General features: G+C 72.1%; 15 protein-coding genes. 8 read left to right on the top strand and 7 right to left on the bottom strand.

Going from position 1 to position 16,942, the window contains the following annotated elements; translation table 11 throughout:
• Nucleotides 1-64: 64 nt before the first annotated feature.
• Nucleotides 65-394 carry a YbjQ family protein gene (locus tag GN153_RS00355; RefSeq protein ID WP_159898650.1) on the top strand — a complete coding sequence of 110 codons (330 nt, stop codon included), beginning with the start codon at nucleotides 65-67 and terminating at the stop codon, nucleotides 392-394.
• 25 nt (nucleotides 395-419) lie between these two features.
• Here the strand turns inward: GN153_RS00355 and GN153_RS00360 are convergent, their stop codons facing one another.
• The 4 genes from GN153_RS00360 to GN153_RS00375 all read right to left on the bottom strand — a co-directional run bounded on the left by GN153_RS00360 (nucleotide 420) and on the right by GN153_RS00375 (nucleotide 3,567).
• A complete protein-coding gene (locus tag GN153_RS00360) occupies nucleotides 420-1,262 on the bottom strand; it encodes an MBL fold metallo-hydrolase (protein WP_159898651.1) in 843 nt (280 codons plus the stop codon).
• Between the two features lie 78 nt (nucleotides 1,263-1,340).
• Nucleotides 1,341-2,213 (bottom strand): dihydrodipicolinate synthase family protein, encoded by an 873-nt coding sequence (locus tag GN153_RS00365; RefSeq protein WP_159898652.1) that lies wholly within the window; start codon nucleotides 2,211-2,213, stop codon nucleotides 1,341-1,343.
• 70 nt (nucleotides 2,214-2,283) lie between these two features.
• The gene (locus tag GN153_RS00370; RefSeq protein ID WP_159898653.1) at nucleotides 2,284-2,760 is read right to left on the bottom strand and encodes a PaaI family thioesterase; all 477 of its coding nucleotides are present in this window, start codon (nucleotides 2,758-2,760) and stop codon (nucleotides 2,284-2,286) included.
• Nucleotides 2,761-2,799: 39 nt separating this feature from the next.
• Nucleotides 2,800-3,567, bottom strand: coding sequence for an SDR family NAD(P)-dependent oxidoreductase (locus GN153_RS00375; protein ID WP_159898654.1), 768 nt, complete (start codon nucleotides 3,565-3,567; stop codon nucleotides 2,800-2,802).
• 124 nt (nucleotides 3,568-3,691) lie between these two features.
• Here GN153_RS00375 and yqeC point away from each other — a divergent pair, with 124 nt between their 5' ends.
• Nucleotides 3,692-4,411: a selenium cofactor biosynthesis protein YqeC gene (gene yqeC, locus GN153_RS00380; protein WP_159898655.1), complete on the top strand. Its 720-nt coding sequence runs from the start codon at nucleotides 3,692-3,694 to the stop codon at nucleotides 4,409-4,411.
• A gap of 3 nt (nucleotides 4,412-4,414) precedes the next feature.
• On the opposite strand, the gene GN153_RS00385 is transcribed toward yqeC, so the two are convergent.
• Complete coding sequence (locus tag GN153_RS00385; RefSeq protein ID WP_159898657.1) at nucleotides 4,415-5,029, bottom strand: molybdenum cofactor guanylyltransferase; 615 nt, start codon at nucleotides 5,027-5,029, stop codon at nucleotides 4,415-4,417.
• Nucleotides 5,030-5,153: 124 nt separating this feature from the next.
• Here GN153_RS00385 and GN153_RS00390 point away from each other — a divergent pair, with 124 nt between their 5' ends.
• The 3 genes from GN153_RS00390 (at nucleotide 5,154) to GN153_RS00400 (ending at nucleotide 10,631) form a co-directional block, all read left to right on the top strand.
• Nucleotides 5,154-6,659, top strand: coding sequence for an NADH-ubiquinone oxidoreductase-F iron-sulfur binding region domain-containing protein (locus GN153_RS00390; RefSeq protein ID WP_159898659.1), 1,506 nt, complete (start codon nucleotides 5,154-5,156; stop codon nucleotides 6,657-6,659).
• Nucleotides 6,656-10,003: a formate dehydrogenase subunit alpha gene (gene fdhF / locus GN153_RS00395; protein WP_159898661.1), complete on the top strand. Its 3,348-nt coding sequence runs from the start codon at nucleotides 6,656-6,658 to the stop codon at nucleotides 10,001-10,003. The genes GN153_RS00390 and fdhF overlap by 4 nt, the downstream gene beginning before the upstream one ends.
• A 76-nt stretch (nucleotides 10,004-10,079) precedes the next feature.
• Nucleotides 10,080-10,631, top strand: a complete 552-nt coding sequence (locus tag GN153_RS00400) for a DUF6789 family protein (RefSeq protein ID WP_159898663.1) — start codon at nucleotides 10,080-10,082, stop codon at nucleotides 10,629-10,631.
• Between the two features lie 166 nt (nucleotides 10,632-10,797).
• Here GN153_RS00400 and GN153_RS00405 read toward each other — a convergent pair whose 3' ends face one another.
• A complete protein-coding gene (locus GN153_RS00405; protein WP_159898665.1) occupies nucleotides 10,798-12,642 on the bottom strand; it encodes a DUF7096 domain-containing protein in 1,845 nt (614 codons plus the stop codon).
• A 149-nt stretch (nucleotides 12,643-12,791) separates the two neighbouring features.
• Here GN153_RS00405 and GN153_RS00410 point away from each other — a divergent pair, with 149 nt between their 5' ends.
• Complete coding sequence (locus GN153_RS00410) at nucleotides 12,792-13,916, top strand: helix-turn-helix transcriptional regulator (protein WP_159898667.1); 1,125 nt, start codon at nucleotides 12,792-12,794, stop codon at nucleotides 13,914-13,916.
• Here the strand turns inward: GN153_RS00410 and GN153_RS00415 are convergent.
• Nucleotides 13,896-14,930 carry an NAD(P)/FAD-dependent oxidoreductase gene (locus GN153_RS00415; RefSeq protein ID WP_159898669.1) on the bottom strand — a complete coding sequence of 345 codons (1,035 nt, stop codon included), beginning with the start codon at nucleotides 14,928-14,930 and terminating at the stop codon, nucleotides 13,896-13,898. The genes GN153_RS00410 and GN153_RS00415 overlap by 21 nt on opposite strands.
• Nucleotides 14,931-15,066: 136 nt before the next feature.
• Between GN153_RS00415 and GN153_RS00420 the strand changes: the two genes are divergently transcribed.
• Together GN153_RS00420 and GN153_RS00425 are read left to right on the top strand one after the other, a co-directional pair.
• Nucleotides 15,067-16,092 carry a 3-oxoacyl-ACP synthase gene (locus GN153_RS00420; RefSeq protein ID WP_159898671.1) on the top strand — a complete coding sequence of 342 codons (1,026 nt, stop codon included), beginning with the start codon at nucleotides 15,067-15,069 and terminating at the stop codon, nucleotides 16,090-16,092.
• A gap of 113 nt (nucleotides 16,093-16,205) precedes the next feature.
• On the top strand, nucleotides 16,206-16,922 hold the full coding sequence (locus GN153_RS00425) for a type 1 glutamine amidotransferase (RefSeq protein ID WP_159898673.1): 717 nt from the start codon (nucleotides 16,206-16,208) through the stop codon (nucleotides 16,920-16,922).
• Nucleotides 16,923-16,942: the final 20 nt, after the last annotated feature.

Below are 16,942 nucleotides of genomic sequence, written 5' to 3' on the forward strand. Positions count from 1 at the left end.
GGATCCGCTGGGTCTGCAACAGCGCTGTCCAGTTTATATCCCGCCCGGCCGTAGCGTCGCTCGTATGGCAGACATCACCGTCACCACGACCGACAGCATCGAAGGCAGAGCGGTCTCGGAGTATCTCGGCGTCGTCTCCGGGGAGGCCGTCATCGGCGCGAACGTCGTCAGCGACATCGCCGCCGGTATCCGCGACGTCGTCGGGGGCCGAAGCGGCTCCTACGAGAAGAAGATCGAGACCGGACGACAGGAAGCCGTCACCGACATCAAGGCTGAGGCCGAGCAACTCGGGGCGGACGCCGTCGTCGGAGCGACCATGGACTACGAGGAGATGGCCGAGGGGATGCTCTGGGTCAACATCTCCGGGACCGCGGTCAAGACCCGCCGGGCGTAGCGGCTGTCACCGGCCCCGGGACCGCTCAGACCGCGTCCGGCTTCGTGAGGACCGCGTGGCCGGCGACCTCGTACCGCCGGGCCTGCGGTTCCTCCTCGGTCAGTTCGTAGTCGAGGTCGCCGTCGAGGATCGCTTCCAGTCCCTCGAGATAGCTGTCGATGATCTCCAGTTCCTCCCCCGAGAGCGTGTGTGCGTGCGAGACGTGCAGCGTGTCGAAGGCGCCCGAATCGCGCAGGTCACGGACCCGCTGGAGGGTCTCGACGTACTCGTGGATGTCACACCCCTCGAAGTGGATGTAGAGGTCGTGCTCTCGGTGGAGCAGGTCCGCGCCGTAGAGGACGCCGTCGCCCCGGTCCAGGACGGCCAGCTGGCCCGGCGAGTGGCCGGGCACGCCGACCAGTTCGAGTTCGCGGCCGCCGAGGTCGACCGTCTCGCCCGCCTCGGCGGCCCCGACGCCGGTCGCCGGCGGGATCTCGAACCCCTCGGCGTCGAAGCCGTCGGGGAACTCGCGACCGGCAGCCTCCCAGTCGGCGATGAAGTCGGCGGGGCTGTACCCGAAGTCGTCGGTCACCACGTCGGTCGTCACCCGGCCGTCGGCCGTCCGCTCGCGGTCGTCGATGCGAACGTCCTCGAACTGGTGGGCCGCGCCCATGTGGTCCCAGTGAGAGTGGGTCAACAGGAGGGTGACGGGGACGTCGACGAGCTCGTCGACGGTCCCCCGGAGGTCGCCGAAGCCGCCGCCGGCGTCGACTTGGAGGGCCCGGTCCTCGCCGACGACGAGGAAGGTTCCGAACAGGCCGCCCTCGGTGACCCGGTAGCTGTGGTCCGTGAGCCGGTCGATGTCGTACCAGTCGTCGGTCGCGTTCATCGCCTTCCCCTTGGGACCACGGGGGAATGAAGGGTTCGCCCGGGCCGGGCGGCGGAGTCGGGTGCCGTCTCCCGAAGCTCAGCCCCACGTCTCCAGCGCCTCGTCGACGAGCGCCCGGACCTCCCGTGTGGCGTCCTCGTCCAGCGGCCTGTGCGGGGACCGCGGCTGCCCGGCCGGCGCGCCGCGGTGTCGCATCGCCGCCTTGACGCCCGGCACCCCGTACTCGGCGGTGATCGCCCGGTTCAACTCGACCAGGTCCGCACACAGCTCGCGGGCGCCCGCCACGTCGCCCTCGCGGTGGCGGTCGTAGACCTCGCTGGCCAGGTCGGGGACGGCGTTGGCAAGCGCCAGGACGCCGCCGTCCGCGCCCGCATCGAGTGCCGGCGCGTAGAGGCCGCCGCTGCCTACGAACGTCTCGAAGTCGGGGCCGGTCATGCGGCGCGTGCGCTGGAAGGTGACCAGGTCACCCCCCGAGTCCTTGATCCCGACGACGTTGTCGTGGTCGGCGAGGCCCGCCACGGTCTCGGGCTCGAGGCGCGCCCCGGTCATCTTCGGGACGTCGTAGAGGTAGACCGGCAGCGGGCTCCCGTCGGCGACCTCCCGGTAGTAGGCCGCGAGGTCGGCCTGGGAGTGCTCGAAGTAGAAGGGGGTCACGACGAGCGCGGCGTCGGCGCCGGCCTCGGCCGCCCGGCGGGTCCCCTCCAGCGTCTCGACAAGCCCGGGGTGGCCGGTCCCGGCGAGCACCGGGACCGACACCTCGTCGGCGACCGTCGCGACCACGCGGGCGCGCTCGTCGAGGGTCATGAGTTCGGACTCGCTGTTCGACCCCGCGGGGACGACGAAGTCGACGCCGCGGTCGACGACCCACGAGGCGACCGCGCGCAGCTTCGACTCGTCGACGGCACCCGAGTCGTCGAACGGCGTGGCCATGGGAACGCCCGTTCCGTTCATGCCCGAGGGTGGGAGTGGCCGACAGAAGAGGATTCGGGCGAGAGGGTGGAGAACCGGTGGCGCGGACAGCCTACTGGTCGGCCACGCTGTAGGTGACGGTGCCGATGGCGACCTGCTTGCGCTCGCCGTCGGGGGCGGTGCTCTCGACGTCGACCTGCGCGATGGCCGCCGAACTCCCCACGCGGACGACCTTCGCGGTCGCGTAGGCGGTGTCGGTGATCGGCCGGAGGTAGTTGATGTCGAGGTTCGTCGTCGCCATGAACGGGCGGTCCTCGCGGTCCTCGAAGGTCGACCCGATGGCGACGCCGCCGGCGACGTCGATCAGCGTCGCGGTCACGCCGCCGTGCATCACATCCCCGGGGTTTCGCTTGAACTCCTCGTAGTCGACGGCCAGCACCACCTCGCCCTCGCCGTACTCCTCGACCCGGAGGCCGACCCAGTCGTTGAACGTCCCCTCCGGGAAGAAGTCGCCGTCCTCGCGGGCGCCCGGGCGGTCGTCGGTGTCGACGTCGGCTTCCGGCCCCTGCTCGTCGTCGGAGTCAGTCATCGGCCGGGAGGTGTCCCGCCGGTCGCAAAGAGCCTTCGCTTACCCGCTGGAGTAGCCGCCGTCGACGACCAGCTCGTGGCCGGTCACGAACGAGGACTCCTCGCTGACCAGAAAGAGGATCGCGTTGGCGATCTCCTCGGGCTGGCCGATCCGGTCGAGCGCGTACAGGCTCTCGAGTTTCTCCCGGGCGGCCTCCGGGTCGTCGCGGGACTCGAGCCCGCCCCGAACCAGCGGCGTGTCGGTGAACCCGGGGCAGACGGAGTTGGCGCGGATCCCGTCCCGGCCCAGCTCGCCCGCCAGCGACTTCGTGAACTTCGTGACCCCGCCCTTGGTGAACGCGTAGGCCGCGGCGAAGGGCTGGCCGATGACCCCCGCCAGCGAGGCGATGTTGACGATCGACCCCGACCCCTGTTCCTTGAAGTGGGGGATCGCGGCCCGGCAGCCGTTCCAGACCCCCTTGCCGTTGATGTCGAGGATCCGGTCGCGGTCCTCGAGTGAGAGCTCCTCCATCGCACAGTTGGTCTGGCCGATGCCGGCGTTGTTGACGATGGCGTCCAGCCCGTACTCCGCGGCGGCGGCGTCGACGGTCTCCTCGAAGGCCGCGGCGTCGGTCACGTCCAGTTCGTGGAAGGCCGCGCTCCCGGGGCGGTCGCTGTCCTCGATCGCGGCGACGGTCTCCTCGCCGCCCTCGACGTCGACGTCGGTGACGACGACTGTCGCCCCCTCGTCGGCACACCGCTTTGCGGTCGCGCGTCCGATACCCGAGCCTGCACCGGTGACGAAGACGGTCCTGTCTTGGAGTCGCATACCCCAACGACCACAGCGGGGCACAAAAGTCCACCTACCGGCCCGGCGAGTACGGGACGGGGTGAACCGCGCCGGCCTCGCCGGCGAGGGCAACGGTTACGGCCCGACCCCCCGTGCTCCAGCTATGGACGTCGTCGAGGCGCTCGCGGCCCGGTCGGGAACCACCTGTCTGGTCGGAGCCGGCGGGAAGAAGACGACGATGCGGACGCTCGCCGCCCGGACGGACGCCGTCGTGACCGCGACGGTCCGCATCCCGATCTTCGACCGGTGGGTCGAGCGCGTCGTCGTGACCGGCGACCCGGTCAGCGCCGCCGAGCGGGTCGACGAGCGCCCGCTCGGGGTCGTCCCCGAGCGCGAACGCGAGGACCGCTACCGCGGCTACGACCCCTCCGTCGTCGACCGCCTCGCGCGCGCTGTCGGCGACCCGCTGGTCGTGAAGGCCGACGGCGCGCGGAGCCGCCTGCTGAAGGCCCCCGCGGACCACGAGCCCCAGCTCCCCACCAGCGCCGACACGGTCGTCCCGGTCGCGAGTGTCCGCGCCGCCGGCAGGCCCCTGACCGACGAGCACGTCCACCGGGTCAACCGGGTCGCGGCCCTGACCGGCCGGAGCCCCGGCGAGGAGCTACGCCCCGACGACATCGCAGCGGTCCTGGCCGACGAGGCCGGCGGGCTGAAAGACGTCCCCGACGGCGCGACCGCCGTTCCGCTGCTCAACATGGTCGACGACGAGCGCCTGGCGGCGACGGCCCGCGAGGTCGCCCGCGCCGTCCGCGACCGCACCGACGCGCCCCGCGTCGTGCTCGCGGAGATGCGTGCGGCCGACCCGGTGGTCGACGTGGTCTGAGGCTCACTCGCCGCGGAGCCGCTCGGCGGCGGCCTCGAACTCCGCTCGCGTGTTCAGGTTCTCGAACGTCTCCGCCGTGGCGTGTTCCGCGACCTCCCCGGGGCCGACGACGACGTAGTCGAGGTCCTCCAGCGGGGCGATCACCCTGCGGTCCCCGCGTTCGAGCGCGGCCGCGCAGGCCGCCGCCGTCGGCCCGGCCCGGTAGACCGCCTGCATCGGCTCGAACCACTCGTCGGGTTTCGGGACCGCCGCGTCGTGGCCCGCCGCGCGCTCGAAGAGGTAGTCGAGGAAGCCGGGGGTGACGAAGGGCATGTCACAGGCCACGGCGGCGGCGTACTCGCTGTCGACGGCCCGCAGACCGGCCATGAGCCCGGCCATCGGCCCCCGGTCAGGCTCGGGGTCCTCGGCGAACCGCGGCGCTGGGTCGACGCCCGCCAGGGCGGCCTCGATGGCCGCGCGCTGGTCCGGCCTGCAGTTGACCACGAGTTCGTCGACGACGCCCCCGAAGCGGTCTGCTACCCGGCGGACCAGCGGGGTTCCGGCGAGGTCGGCGACGGCCTTGTCCCGGTCGCCAAAGCGGGTCGACCGCCCCCCGGCGACGATGACACCGGCGCGCATCGTCGGCCGTTCCGCGCCGGCGGTAAAGAGGCTTGGCCGCGGCGGGCCCGGAACGGGTCGGGATTCCCGGACTCGCCCCGGGTATTGCGGGGGTTTTTGAGCCCCCGCCCCATCGTGTGGCGGCATGTCACACGCACCGGAGACGGCCGGCGACGCGCCGCTCCTGCGGGTCGCGGCACGCCCCGGGGACGGTCGGGAGGTCGCGACGGCCGCGCGCGAGGCGGGGGAGGTGCGGGTCGTCGAGACCGGGCCGACCGGCGTCGAGGGGCTGGAGCCGCTCGTCCTCGCGACCGCCGGCGGACGGACGGCCTTCCTCCCCGACCCCGACCGGGAGACGGTCCGGGAGGTGGTCGGGGACCTGGCGGCGGGCGAATTCCCCGACGGAACGTGGACGGTCGACCACGACCCCGGCCGGCGGACGCTTCCCCGGCCCGCGGCGGGGCCGCTGTCGGTGGGAAAGCGGCGGGTGCTGGGCCCCTGTGGCTGGGTCGACCCGACCACCCCTGGCGACCACGATTTCGTCTCGCCCGACCGGGACGCCGGCGACTGCGCCGTCGACCTGCTGGGGCGCGGTCGGGGCGACGCGGTCGCGGACGAGCCCGCGAGCGGCGCGTGGGAGCGCGCCCGCGCGACGGAGGGTGAGCCGGTGGTCGTCGTCAACGCCCACGAGACCGACGGTCGCCCGCGCGCGGACCGGACGCTGCTGGCCGGCGCTCCCCTGACTGTGCTCGACGGCGCCGCGGCCGTCGCGGCCCACGTCGACGCGACCGACCTCGTCGTCTACCTGGCCGCGGGCGACGACCTGCTCGCCGAACGCGTCCGGGAAGCCGCCGACGCGGCGACCGTGGCGCTCCCCGCCGCGGTCCAGGTCGTCGCCGGCCCCGACGAGTACCGGGCCGGCGCCCCGACCTGCGCCCTCGAAGCGATGGAGGGAGCGGACCGGGTCGAGCCACGTCTCCAGCCACCCACGCCCGCCGAACACGGCCTGTACGGCCGGCCGACGGTCGTCCACACGCCCCGGACCGTCGCGCAGGTGCGGGCCGCGCTCGCGGAGCCCGAGGGGTTCACTTCCCGGGCTCGTGACCCGGGGACGCGGCTGGTGACCGTGACCGGCGACGTGGCCGCACCTGCGACCGTCGAGCTGGCCCCGGGCGCGGACCTCGAGGAAGCGAGAGGGGCCGTCGACCTGGAGGGCGCGTACAAGATGGCCTGCGTCGGCGGCCCCCTCGGGGGACTCACCCGCGACCTTTCGGTGGGGCCGGATGCGCGCTCGCTGTCGGCGGCCGGCCTGGGGACCGACGGCGTCGTGGAACTGTTGACCGACCGGCGGTGTGTGGTCGCCGTGGCCGGGCGGCGGGCCCGCTTCGCCAGCGAGGAAAACAGCGGGCGCTGCGTGCCCGGCCGCGAGGGGACCGAACAGCTGACCGCGCTCCTCCGGGACGCCTCCCGGGGCGACTACGAGCCCGAGGCGGTCCGCGAACTCGGGCGGGTGATGCGCCGGTCGGCGAACTGCCGGATCGGCGCACACGCGTCCCGACCGGCGATGACCGCGATGGAGGCCCTCGGCGCGGAGTTTCGCGCCCACGCCGAGGGACGGTGTCCCGCCGGCGTCTGCGAGGTGGGTCGATGAGTACCGACCCAGTTCCCGGGGTGCCCGATGTCGACGACTCCGCCCGGGAGACGCCCGTCACCGCCGAGTTCGAGACCGGGACCGCCAACGACCCCGAGGTGGGAACCGACGGGCCGACGGCGCTGACCGTCGACGGCGAGCGCGTCTCGGTTCCCGCGGGATCGACGGTCATCGACGCCCTGCGGCGGGCCGAGGAGGTGACCGTCGACGCCGGCACGGAGGGACTGGCCGAGGGCGGGACCGCCATCGACAGCACGGCCGACGTGGCCGCGCTCTGTCACTACGACCGCGAGAGCGAGCAGAGCGAGGGCGTGGGGCCGCGCAGCGAGTGCCGGACCTGCATGGTCGAGACCGACGCCCACGGGCTCGTCCCGGCCTGTTCGTTCCCGGCGGAGGAGGGGCTGACCGTCCGCGTCGACACCCCCGACGCCGCGGAGGCCCGGTCGGTCAACCTCGACCTGGTGCTCTCGAACCACAACCTCCGGTGTACGACCTGTAACGGGAACGGCCGCTGCGAGTTACAGGAGGCGGCCGTCGACCAGGGGGTCGACCACCCCCGGTACGGCGTCTTCGACGAGCGCGACGCCTACGAACCCCTCGACGACACCTCCTCGTTCATCCAGGTCGACCGCAACAAGTGCATCCTCTGCAACCGGTGTGTCGAGGCCTGCAACGACGTGCAGGTCGAGGGCGTGTTGCGCGTCGAGGGGTCGGGGGCGGAGACCCGGATCGGCTTCCAGTCCGACGCGGTGACGATGGACGACTCCGACTGCGTCTCGTGTGGGCACTGTTCGACTGTCTGCCCGACCGGCGCACTCACCGAGAAGGGGATCGGCGGCGCGACGACGCTCCCGGTCCCGGGGTTCAGCCAGCGCAACTCCGTCGGCGACGTGCTGGAGGGCGAGCGCGCCGAGACCATCGACGACACCGTCGCGCCGAACCGCGGCTCCCCGGGCGAGCAGGGGTTCGGAGGTGGGGGGCACCAGCGCGGCGCGGGGATGGTGGAGAGGGACCTCAGTGACGGCGACCTCGGCCAGTTGCTCTCGGCGGCCCGGTCGTGGGCCGGCGACGCGGCGGGAGCCTTCGGGCGACGGGCCGCCGTCGCCGGCGAGCACGCCGCCGAGAACATCGCCGCCCGGACACTGCCAGAGGGGTTGCTGTTCGACGTGGCGACGCGGGTCGCCGACCTCCGCAAGCGGGGCATCGACACCGAGGAGACGACCTGCGGGTTCTGTGCCGTCGGCTGTCGGGTCGAGATGTGGGGCAAGGACGGCGACGTTCTGGGCGCCGAACCCGTCGACGACCCCGCCGACGCGCCCGCCAACGACTTCTCGACCTGCGTCAAGGGGAAGTTCGGCCACGAGTTCGCCAACAGCGACGGCCGGCTGACCGAGCCCCTGGTCAGACGCGACGGCGACCTGGAGCCGGTCGGGTGGGACGAAGCGCTTGAGTACGTCGCCGACCGGCTGGAGGCGATCCAGGCCGAGCACGGCGTCGACGCCGTGGGGGCGCTCGCCTCCTCGAAAGGGTCCAACGAGGAGGCCTACCTCGTCCAGAAGTTCGCCCGGCAGGTCCTGGGGACGAAAAACGTCGACAACTGCGCGCGGCTCTGTCACTCCTCGACGGTCGCGGCTCTCCAGCAGACGATGGGCTACGGCGCGATGTCCAACCGGATCAACGAGGACATCGGCGAGGCCGACGCCTACCTGATCACGGGGTCGAACACCACCGAATCCCACCCCGTGCTCGCCACGCGGATCAAGCAGAACGTCCGCGAGGGAGCCGACCTCGTGGTCTTCGACCCACGGAAGGTCGGCATCGCGGAACACGCCGACCAGTACACCCGCACCCGGCCGGGCTACGACGTCGCCTGGCTCAACGGGCTCATCCGCGAGGTCATCCAGCAGGGCTACCACGACGAGGCGTTCATCGAGCGCAACACGACCGGCTTCGCCGACCTCCGGGAGAAAGTCGACCCCTACACCCCCGAGCGCGTCGCGGAGCTGGCCGGCGTGCCCGCCGAGGAACTCCGGAGCGCGGCGGAGACGCTCGGCACCGCCGACACCGTCGTCTTCGGGTGGGCGATGGGGATGACCCAGCAGAGCTACGGCACGCAGAACGTCCTGGCGATGGCGAACCTGGCGCTCGCGCTCGGCCAGGTCGGCAAGCCCGGCGCGGGCGTCTCCCCGTTCCGCGGGCAGAACAACGTCCAGGGTGGGGGCGGTGACATGGGCACCCTGCCGGGGAGTCTCCCCGGCTACCAGGACCCCGGCGACGAGGCAGTCCGCGGGAAGTTCGCCGACGCCTGGGGCGTCGAGCCCCCCGCCGAGCCCGGGCTGAAGGTGCCGGAGATGCTCGAGGAAGCGCGGGAGGGGAACCTCCGGGGAATGTACGTCGTCGGCGAGAACCCCGCGCTCTCGGAGCCCGACATCCGGCACGCCGAGGAGGCGCTTCGTGCGCTGGACCTGCTCGTCGTCCAGGACATCTTCATGACCGAAACTGCCGAGCACGCCGACGTCGTCCTCCCGGCGGCCACCTCCCCGGAGAAACACGGCACCTTCACCAACACCGAGCGACGGGTCCAGCGGGTGCGCCCGACCGCCGACCCGCCCGGCCAGGCCCGCCAGGACTGGGCGATCACGCAGGCGCTGGCCCGCCGGCTCGGCCACGACTGGGGGTACGAGCACCCGCGGGAGGTGATGGACGAGATCAGCGACCTCGTCCCCATCTACGGCGGCGTCAGCTACGAGCGCCTGGAGACTGGCGACCGGCACGGCCTCCAGTGGCCCTGCCGGGACGCCGAGGACCTCGGGACGCCCTACCTGTACGACTACGAGGACGGGGAGTTCAACTTCGAAGACGGGAAGGCGCGGTTCGTTCCGGCCGACAGCGGCCACCCCGGCGAGGTGCCCGACGAGGCGTTCCCGCTCACGCTCACCACCGGGCGGGTCCTCTACCACTGGCACACCGGGCAGATCACCCGCCGGGTCGAGGGGCTGATGGGCCACGTCGGCGAGAGCTTCGTCGAGGTCAACCCCGAGACTGCCGACACGCTGGGCGTCGCGGACGGCGAGTACGTCCGCGTCGAGTCCCGCCGGGGCGACGTCGTCGTGCGCGCCCGGGTGACCGACCGGGTCGGCGAGGGGACCCTGTTCATCCCGATGCACTTCGCGACCGGTGCGGCCAACAGGCTCACCGGCGAGACCTTCGACCCGCAGGCCGGTATCCCCGAATACAAGGTCTCGAGCGTCCGGGTCGAGCCGCTGGGAGAGGAGACCGACGAGCGGGTGTTGCGACGGCCGGACGCCGGGACGACCGGCCGCGAGGAGGTCGTCGACGACTAGCACCGGAGCGGGGGCGGCCCGCCGGCGCGGGCCTGCCAGGCCGTGTGCTTATATTGTTGAACGACTAACAGTAATCATGCCTGACAGCGTGGAAACACAGCCCGGACAGCAGGACCTGTCGACACCCAGTACGTTTCCGGAACTCGCGGTTCAGGTCGTCCGCGACGGCGTCATCGGTGCCATTGCCGGGGCCGCCGGTAACGTCGCCGTCCTCGGAACGTTGCTGGTCGCAGCCGTGCTCGGCGGGTTCTCCATCGAGGCGTTCACCCGCTTTCCTGCGTTGCTCGGGTTCGATGCGTTCCTGACCCCGGGCCAGCTTCTGGCCGTCGGCGTCGGCTCGTTCATCATCGGCGGCATGACCGTCTGGCCGCTCTTTCTGGCGACTATCGGGGCCCTCCTGCCCGGCGAGACGTACGCCGCCAGGGGGGTGGTGTTCGGGGCAGTCATCTGGACCGGATTCGCCACCTACTTCCACGGCGACGTGACCGGGAGCGGCCTGGTTATCTACGCCGTCTTCTCGCTTCTGGGGCACATGGGCTATGGCTTCGTCACCGGGGCGGTGATGGACCGGCTGTTCGGCGACCGGCCGCCGCTCGTCACTGCCGCGCTCACCGCGCCCGACGAGTGAGCAGGGAAGACGGCACCGGCCCCCACCGATGCCCACGACGGCCCGGAAGGGGTATCGACCTATAAGGACAGGCCCGCCGGGGCACGAACGAGTGGAGGGGCGTCAGCGGGGCGTTCGAGGGCAGCGGCTGCCGTTTCCCCGTGGCTGACGTCGGCTTCCGGTCGCGTCAGCGCTCACTGTCGTCGTTTTCGTCGTCCCCATTGCCGTCGTCGTCATCCCCGTCGTCTTCGTCGTCATTGCTATCGTCGCCATCCTCACCGTCGTCGCTGTCATCTTCCTCGTCACCGTCCTCACTGTCGCTGTCGTCCTCTTCGTCGTCACTCCCGGCGTCGGTACCGTCGTCGTCGGCGTCGTCGGTACCATCGTTGCTGTCACTGTCGTCGTCGCCGCTGTCGTCCTCGCCATCCCGTTCCTCGCGGTCGGCATCGGGACGGTCGCCGTCGCGGTCGTACTCCCGGTCGGTGAGGGTCAGCGAGCCGTTTTCGACGGCGAACTCGTACTCGGCCTCGAAGGCACCTTTGACCAGGTCGAGTTCCAGGTCGTCGGCCACGTCCCCGACGTCGAAGCGCAGCGAACCGTCGGCGTCGGTCCGCCCGACTGCCTCGCCGTCGGCGTAGACCGTCGCGTCGGGGATCCCGTCGCCCCCGTACGCGGCGCGCACGGAGACGGTGCCGTCCTCGAGCGTGGCCGAGAACGCGAAGTTCCGCTCGAACTCCGCCTCGAGCGCCCGGTCGTCACCCAGTCCGACGTCGAGCGTCGCCTCCTCGCCGCCAGCGACGGCGGTGACCGTCACGTCGCCGGCCGCAGGGAGCGTGAGTGCCAGCGTGCCGTCGTCGCCGGTCTCACCGACCGCCTCGCCGTCGACCGCGACGCTCGCGTTCGCGACCGCCCGGCCGTCGGCGAGGACTCGCACCGTCACCGTTTCGTTTGGGCCCGGCTGGCCGTCGGCGACCAGGAGGGACAGCTCCTCGAACTCGCGGTCCTCACGGTCGTCGTCACCGTCGCCCTCTTCACCGTCCTCGTCGCTCTCCCGCTCCTCCTCGCCGTCGTCGGGTTCGCCCGCCCCGCCGTCGGCCGGTTCGGTCTCCTCTTCGAGGTTGAACACCTCGCCGGAGGAGCCGTCGATGCCGACCTCCGCCTCGCCGGTGAGGCCGCCGGCCCGGAGGACGAACTCGAACTCGTAGGTGCCGTCCTCGCTGTCGATGCTGGCGTCGGTGAGCACCCACGAACCGTTCCCGACGTCGGTCAGCGCCGCGCGCGCTGTCTCGAGGGCGGCGGACTGGTTCACCGTGACCGCGGTGTCGCCGTCGGGCTCGCGCTCGAACTCCCGGGAGCGCTCGCCGCCCTCGCTGCTCACCTCGATGGAGAGCCCGCCATTGACCTCCAGCTCGACCTCACCGCGCCGCTCGCCGGTGAACTGCGCGAGCAGCGCGCCGGCACCGGTCCCCCGGACGTCGTCGAGGGTGGTCACGGCCCGCTCCAGGGCGGTCCAGTTGAGCCCGGCCGCCCGCAGGTCGAAGGCCGAGACGTTGGCAGCGCGGCGTTCCAGGCGGTCGTGGGCCTCGATGACGTTCCCGGCGCGGGCGTTCAGCGCCGCGAGCCGCCGGGCGAACTCCGAGCGGTCGAGGTCGCCCTCGCGGTATGCCTCGAGGGCCTCGCGGTAGTTCTCGCGAACAGCCTCGGCGCGCTCCCGGACTGCCTCGGCACGCTCGGCGACGGCCTCGGCGCGGCCCTCGCCGCGTTCGTACTCGACCTCGAAGGCCGTCTCCTCGACCTCGGCGTGGACGTCGTCGCTCGTGACCGACAGCACGGTCGAGAGCTGCGCGCCGGCGGTCACGCTGACGGAGCCGTCGGTCGTGGCGTTGGCTCCGGAGCCGTCGGCCGCCGAGCCGTTCGCCCCGGGGTCGCCGGTCGTCTGTGCACCGACGGGGGCCGCGATTGCGACCAGGCCCGCGGCGCCGACCACGACGAGGGTTACGACGAGCACCGACAGGAGCGGGCGGTCTCGCATCACCCGGAGGTGCGAGCCACAGCGACATAAACCGGGCCGACGCTGGCGCCCGTTTGCAGCCGTTTGCGGACAGTTGCAGCCCCGTCCCCTCCGGCGGTCGTTCGAACAGTCACAAGCGGTAAGACACCGAGCGCCGAACGACAGCACGGATGGTCACCCGAAAGGGAGTCGTCGTCATCATCCTCGCGCTGGCGCTGGCCGCGGGGCCGCTGCTGACGGGTACAGGGCTGGCACAGAGCCAGCCCGAACCCGAGACGGACAACACCGTCACGCGGATCGAACTCCGGGCGGACGGGGATGCCCGCTGGACGGTCCGGGTCCGGACCCGGCTGTCGACCCAGGGAGAGGTCGACGCCTACCGGACCTTCCAGGAGCGGTTCCGAAACGACACGGCGAGCTACCTCGGCCCGTTCCGCGAGCGCATCCGGGGTGTCGTCGCCAGCGCTGCCGGGGCCACCGACCGCGAGATGCGGGCGACGAACTTCACCGCTACGACCGACATCCAGCAGGTGCCTCGCCGGTGGGGCGTCGTCTCGTACTCGTTCACCTGGGAGGGCTTTGCGGCCGGCCGGGCAAACGCCGTCCGCGTCGGTGACGCCTTCGAGGGCGGGCTGTTCATCACCGAGAACGACACGCTCGCCATCGAAGGACCCCCCGGCTACGCGGCCACGTCCGTCGACCCGGCGCCGACGAGCCGGGCGAACGGCACGCTCACCTGGGTCGGCCGGGTCGACTTCGCCGACCGGCACCCGCAGGTCAGGTTCGTCCCCGCCGGCGCGGCGCCCGGAAGCGGGACGCCGACGACGACGGACCCCGGTGGGGAGGCCGGGAACGACGGCGGGGACGGCGCGGGCGACGACCCGAGCGTCGGGAGCGGCATCGTGCTCGCGCTCGCGGGCGTCTCGGTCGGCCTGGCGGCGGTCCTCGGGCTGTTGCTCTGGCGGCGGACCCGCGCCGGCGCCGGAGCCGACCCCGGGGACCCGGCCGGGATTGACCCGGCGTCCGGCACCGACGGGGAGCACTCCGACCCGGCCGAACTGCTCTCGGACGGGGAGCGCGTGGTGGGGCTCCTCGAGAGCGAGGGCGGGCGGATGCGCCAGTCCGCCGTCGCCGACCGGCTGGACTGGTCGGCCTCGAAGACCTCGCGGACCGTCTCCTCGCTGGCCGAGGACGGGGAGGTCGAGAAGCTCCGGATCGGCCGCGAGAACGTCGTCACCTTGACCGACGCGGACTCGTCCGCGTCGGAAGGGGAGTCAGGCCAGCGAGAGGGCTAGCCGCTCGCCGGTGTCCAGGCCACAGCGCAGCGCGGCGTGCAGACGACCCTCGCCGGCGACCCAGTCGCCCACACAGTAGAGGTCGTGTGCCTCGGCGGCGTCGACCGGGCCGCGCGCGACGCCCCCCTCGGGCTGGGCGTAGAGCCAGCCCTGGTGGTCGGTCCAGTCCGGCTCGCCCAGCCGCTCGTCGCCGACGACCTCGGCGGCCATCTCCGCGAGCGCCGCGACGTTCGCCTCGGGGTCGTCGTCGTAGTGGGCCGTGGCCCACTCGGGGTTGGCCTGGACGACGAGCAGCGTCTCGCCGTCGGCGACGTGGCCGGGCTTGCACTCCTCGCGGCTTATCCACCCCACGTCGTGGGCCTTGTCGGTGTTGACCAGCCCGTAGTAGGGCCGGTCGAGTTCGAACGGGTAGTGGAGGACGGCGGTGTAGTTGCTCCGGTACCCGACGTCGGCGACGGCGCCGGCGAGTGTCCCCCGGAGGTCGGCGTCCCAGTCGGCGGAGGCGAGCAGGTCGGCAGTCTGGGGGGCGGGTGGGTTGAGGACGAGTGCGTCGAATGGCCCCCACTCCCCGCCGTCGGCGTCGACCAGCCGCCACGCCCCGTTCTCGCGAGCGACCCCCTCGACGCGGGTCCGGCGGTGGACGGTCGCGTCGGTTCGGTCGAACAGCCGCTTGGCTATCTGGGTCAGCCCGGACTCGTAGCTCCACTTGTGGTCGTCGGCCTCGCGGCCCTCCGAGACCGTCCCCTCGGCGTCGAAGGTGTAGATGGGTTCGGTCACGTCCACGAGCCCCTCGGTGTCGAGCTGCTCGGTCACCAGGTCGACCACGCGGTCGTCGTCGTCCTTCAGGTAGTTGGCGCCGTAGTCGTAGCGGACGCCGTCCCGGCGGCGGGTCGCGGCCCGCCCGCAGACGCCGCCCGACTTCTCGAGAATCGTGGTCTCCACGTCGGCCGTGTTCTCGACGACGTAGGCGAGTGCCGCCGCGCCCGCGCCCGCGCCGACGATGCCAAGGTGCATACCGGCGAGTGGGGCCGAACGGAGGAAAACCACACGCTCCGGACGGGACGAAGCAGAACAGGCCGGCACGGGGCTGGTCGCAGGCGCCGCCCGGATAGGAACGCTTTTCGCTACCGGGCGATGACCCGCGGCCGAGATGGACGTCGGACTGACCGGTTACGGCCGGTACGTACCGGAAGGGGTGCTCACCGGCGCCGAGGTGGCCGAGCGAAGCGGGATCCCGGAGGAGGTCGTCGTCGAGAAAATGGGGATGCGCCGCAAGCACGTCTGCCCGCCGGACGGCGACCACTGCACGGACATGGCGCTGGAGGCCGCCGACGACGCCCTCGCGGACGCGGGCGTCGACGCCGCCGACCTGGACCTCGTTCTGTACCACGGCAGCGAGTACAAGGACCACATCGTCTGGTCGGCGGCCGCGGACATCGCCGAGCGGCTCGGGGCCGAGAACGCCTACGCGACCGAGAGCTACACGCTGTGTGCCGGCTGCCCGGTCGCGCTCCGGCAGGCCCGCGCCCAGCTCCTCGCCGAGGAGCTCGACACCGTCCTGCTGGTCACCGCCAGCCGCGAGGAGGACCTGCTCGACTACGAAAACGAGCGCTCCTCGTTCATGTTCAACTTCGGGAGCGGCGGGGCGGCCTGCGTCCTCGAAGCCGACCCCGCACCCGACCGGACGAAGGCCGTCGTGCGGGAGAGCGCCGCGGTCACCGACGGCTCTTTTTCCGAGGACGTCGTCATGCCGGCCGGCGGCTCGGTCAACCCCGCGAGTCACGACACCGTCGACGGGGACCTGCACTACCTGGACGTGCCCGACCCCGACGGGATGAAAGAGCGCCTCGCCCCGGTCTCGCTGCCGAACTATCTGGAGGTCGCCGACGGGGCGCTCTCGCGGTCGGGCTACGGCCGGGAGGACGTCGATTTCGTGGCCGTCACGCACATGAAGCGGTCCTTTCACCGGACGCTCCTGGAGGAGCTCGGCGTCGACCCGGAGGAGGACGCCTACTACCTCGACGAGTACGGCCACATGCAGAGCGTCGACCAGGTGGTGGCGCTGGACGAGGGCCTCGACCGGGGCCGCGTCGCGCCCGGCGACGTCGTGCTCTTTCTGGCCGCCGGCACGGGCTACACCTGGTCGGCGACGGCCCTGGAGTGGCGCGGGGCGTGACACCCCGGCGGCGTGTCCGCGCCGTGTTGCGCTCGGAACCCCGACTCCCGGATAGCGGCCGATACTGTCGCCGTGGCGGGGGCTTTTGAGGCCCGGTCCCGTACCTGGCGTCAATGACGCGCCTGCGGATCGCCTTGCTGAACGCGGCCCACGGCGGCGACCACACCCGCCGGAACTTCCGGCGGGAGGTCGACGCCGACCTCGTGGAGTTCGACGTCACCGAGCGTGAACTCCCCGACGGCTTCGCGTTCGACGGTTGCATCGTGACCGGCTCGCGGGCCTCGGTCTACTGGGACGAGCCGTGGATCGGCGAGCTGAAGGAGTGGGTCGGTGACGCCGTCGAGGCCGGCCTCCCCTTCCTGGGGGTCTGTTACGGCCACCAGCTACTCGCGGACGTCCTCGGGGGAAGCGTCGAGGGGATGAGCGAGTACGAGATCGGGTACCGGACGGTCGAACACGACGGCTCGCTCCTGTTCGAGGGGGTCGACGAGGAGTTCACCGTCTTCACGACCCACTCCGACCGGGTCACCGAACTCCCGCCGGGTGCCGCCCTGACCGCGCGAAACGACTACGGGATACACGGCTTCCGGAAGGGTGACGTCTTCACCGTCCAGTTCCACCCCGAGTACGACACGGAGACCGCCCGGACGGTCACCGAGGGCAAGGACGACCAGCTCTCCGAAGAGCGGCTCCAGGGGGTGCTGGACGGGATCACCGAGGAGAACTTCGCGGCGGCCTGCGAGGCAAAGGCGCTGTTCGACAACTTCACCGAGTACGTCCGGGAACGGCGCGACCTCGAAACCGGGGCGGGGACGGCCGCCGACGACTGACCGTCCGACGGCGAGCGGAA

This window comes from Salinirussus salinus (assembly GCF_009831455.1).
In the GTDB taxonomy this organism is placed as follows: domain Archaea; phylum Halobacteriota; class Halobacteria; order Halobacteriales; family Haloarculaceae; genus Salinirussus; species Salinirussus salinus.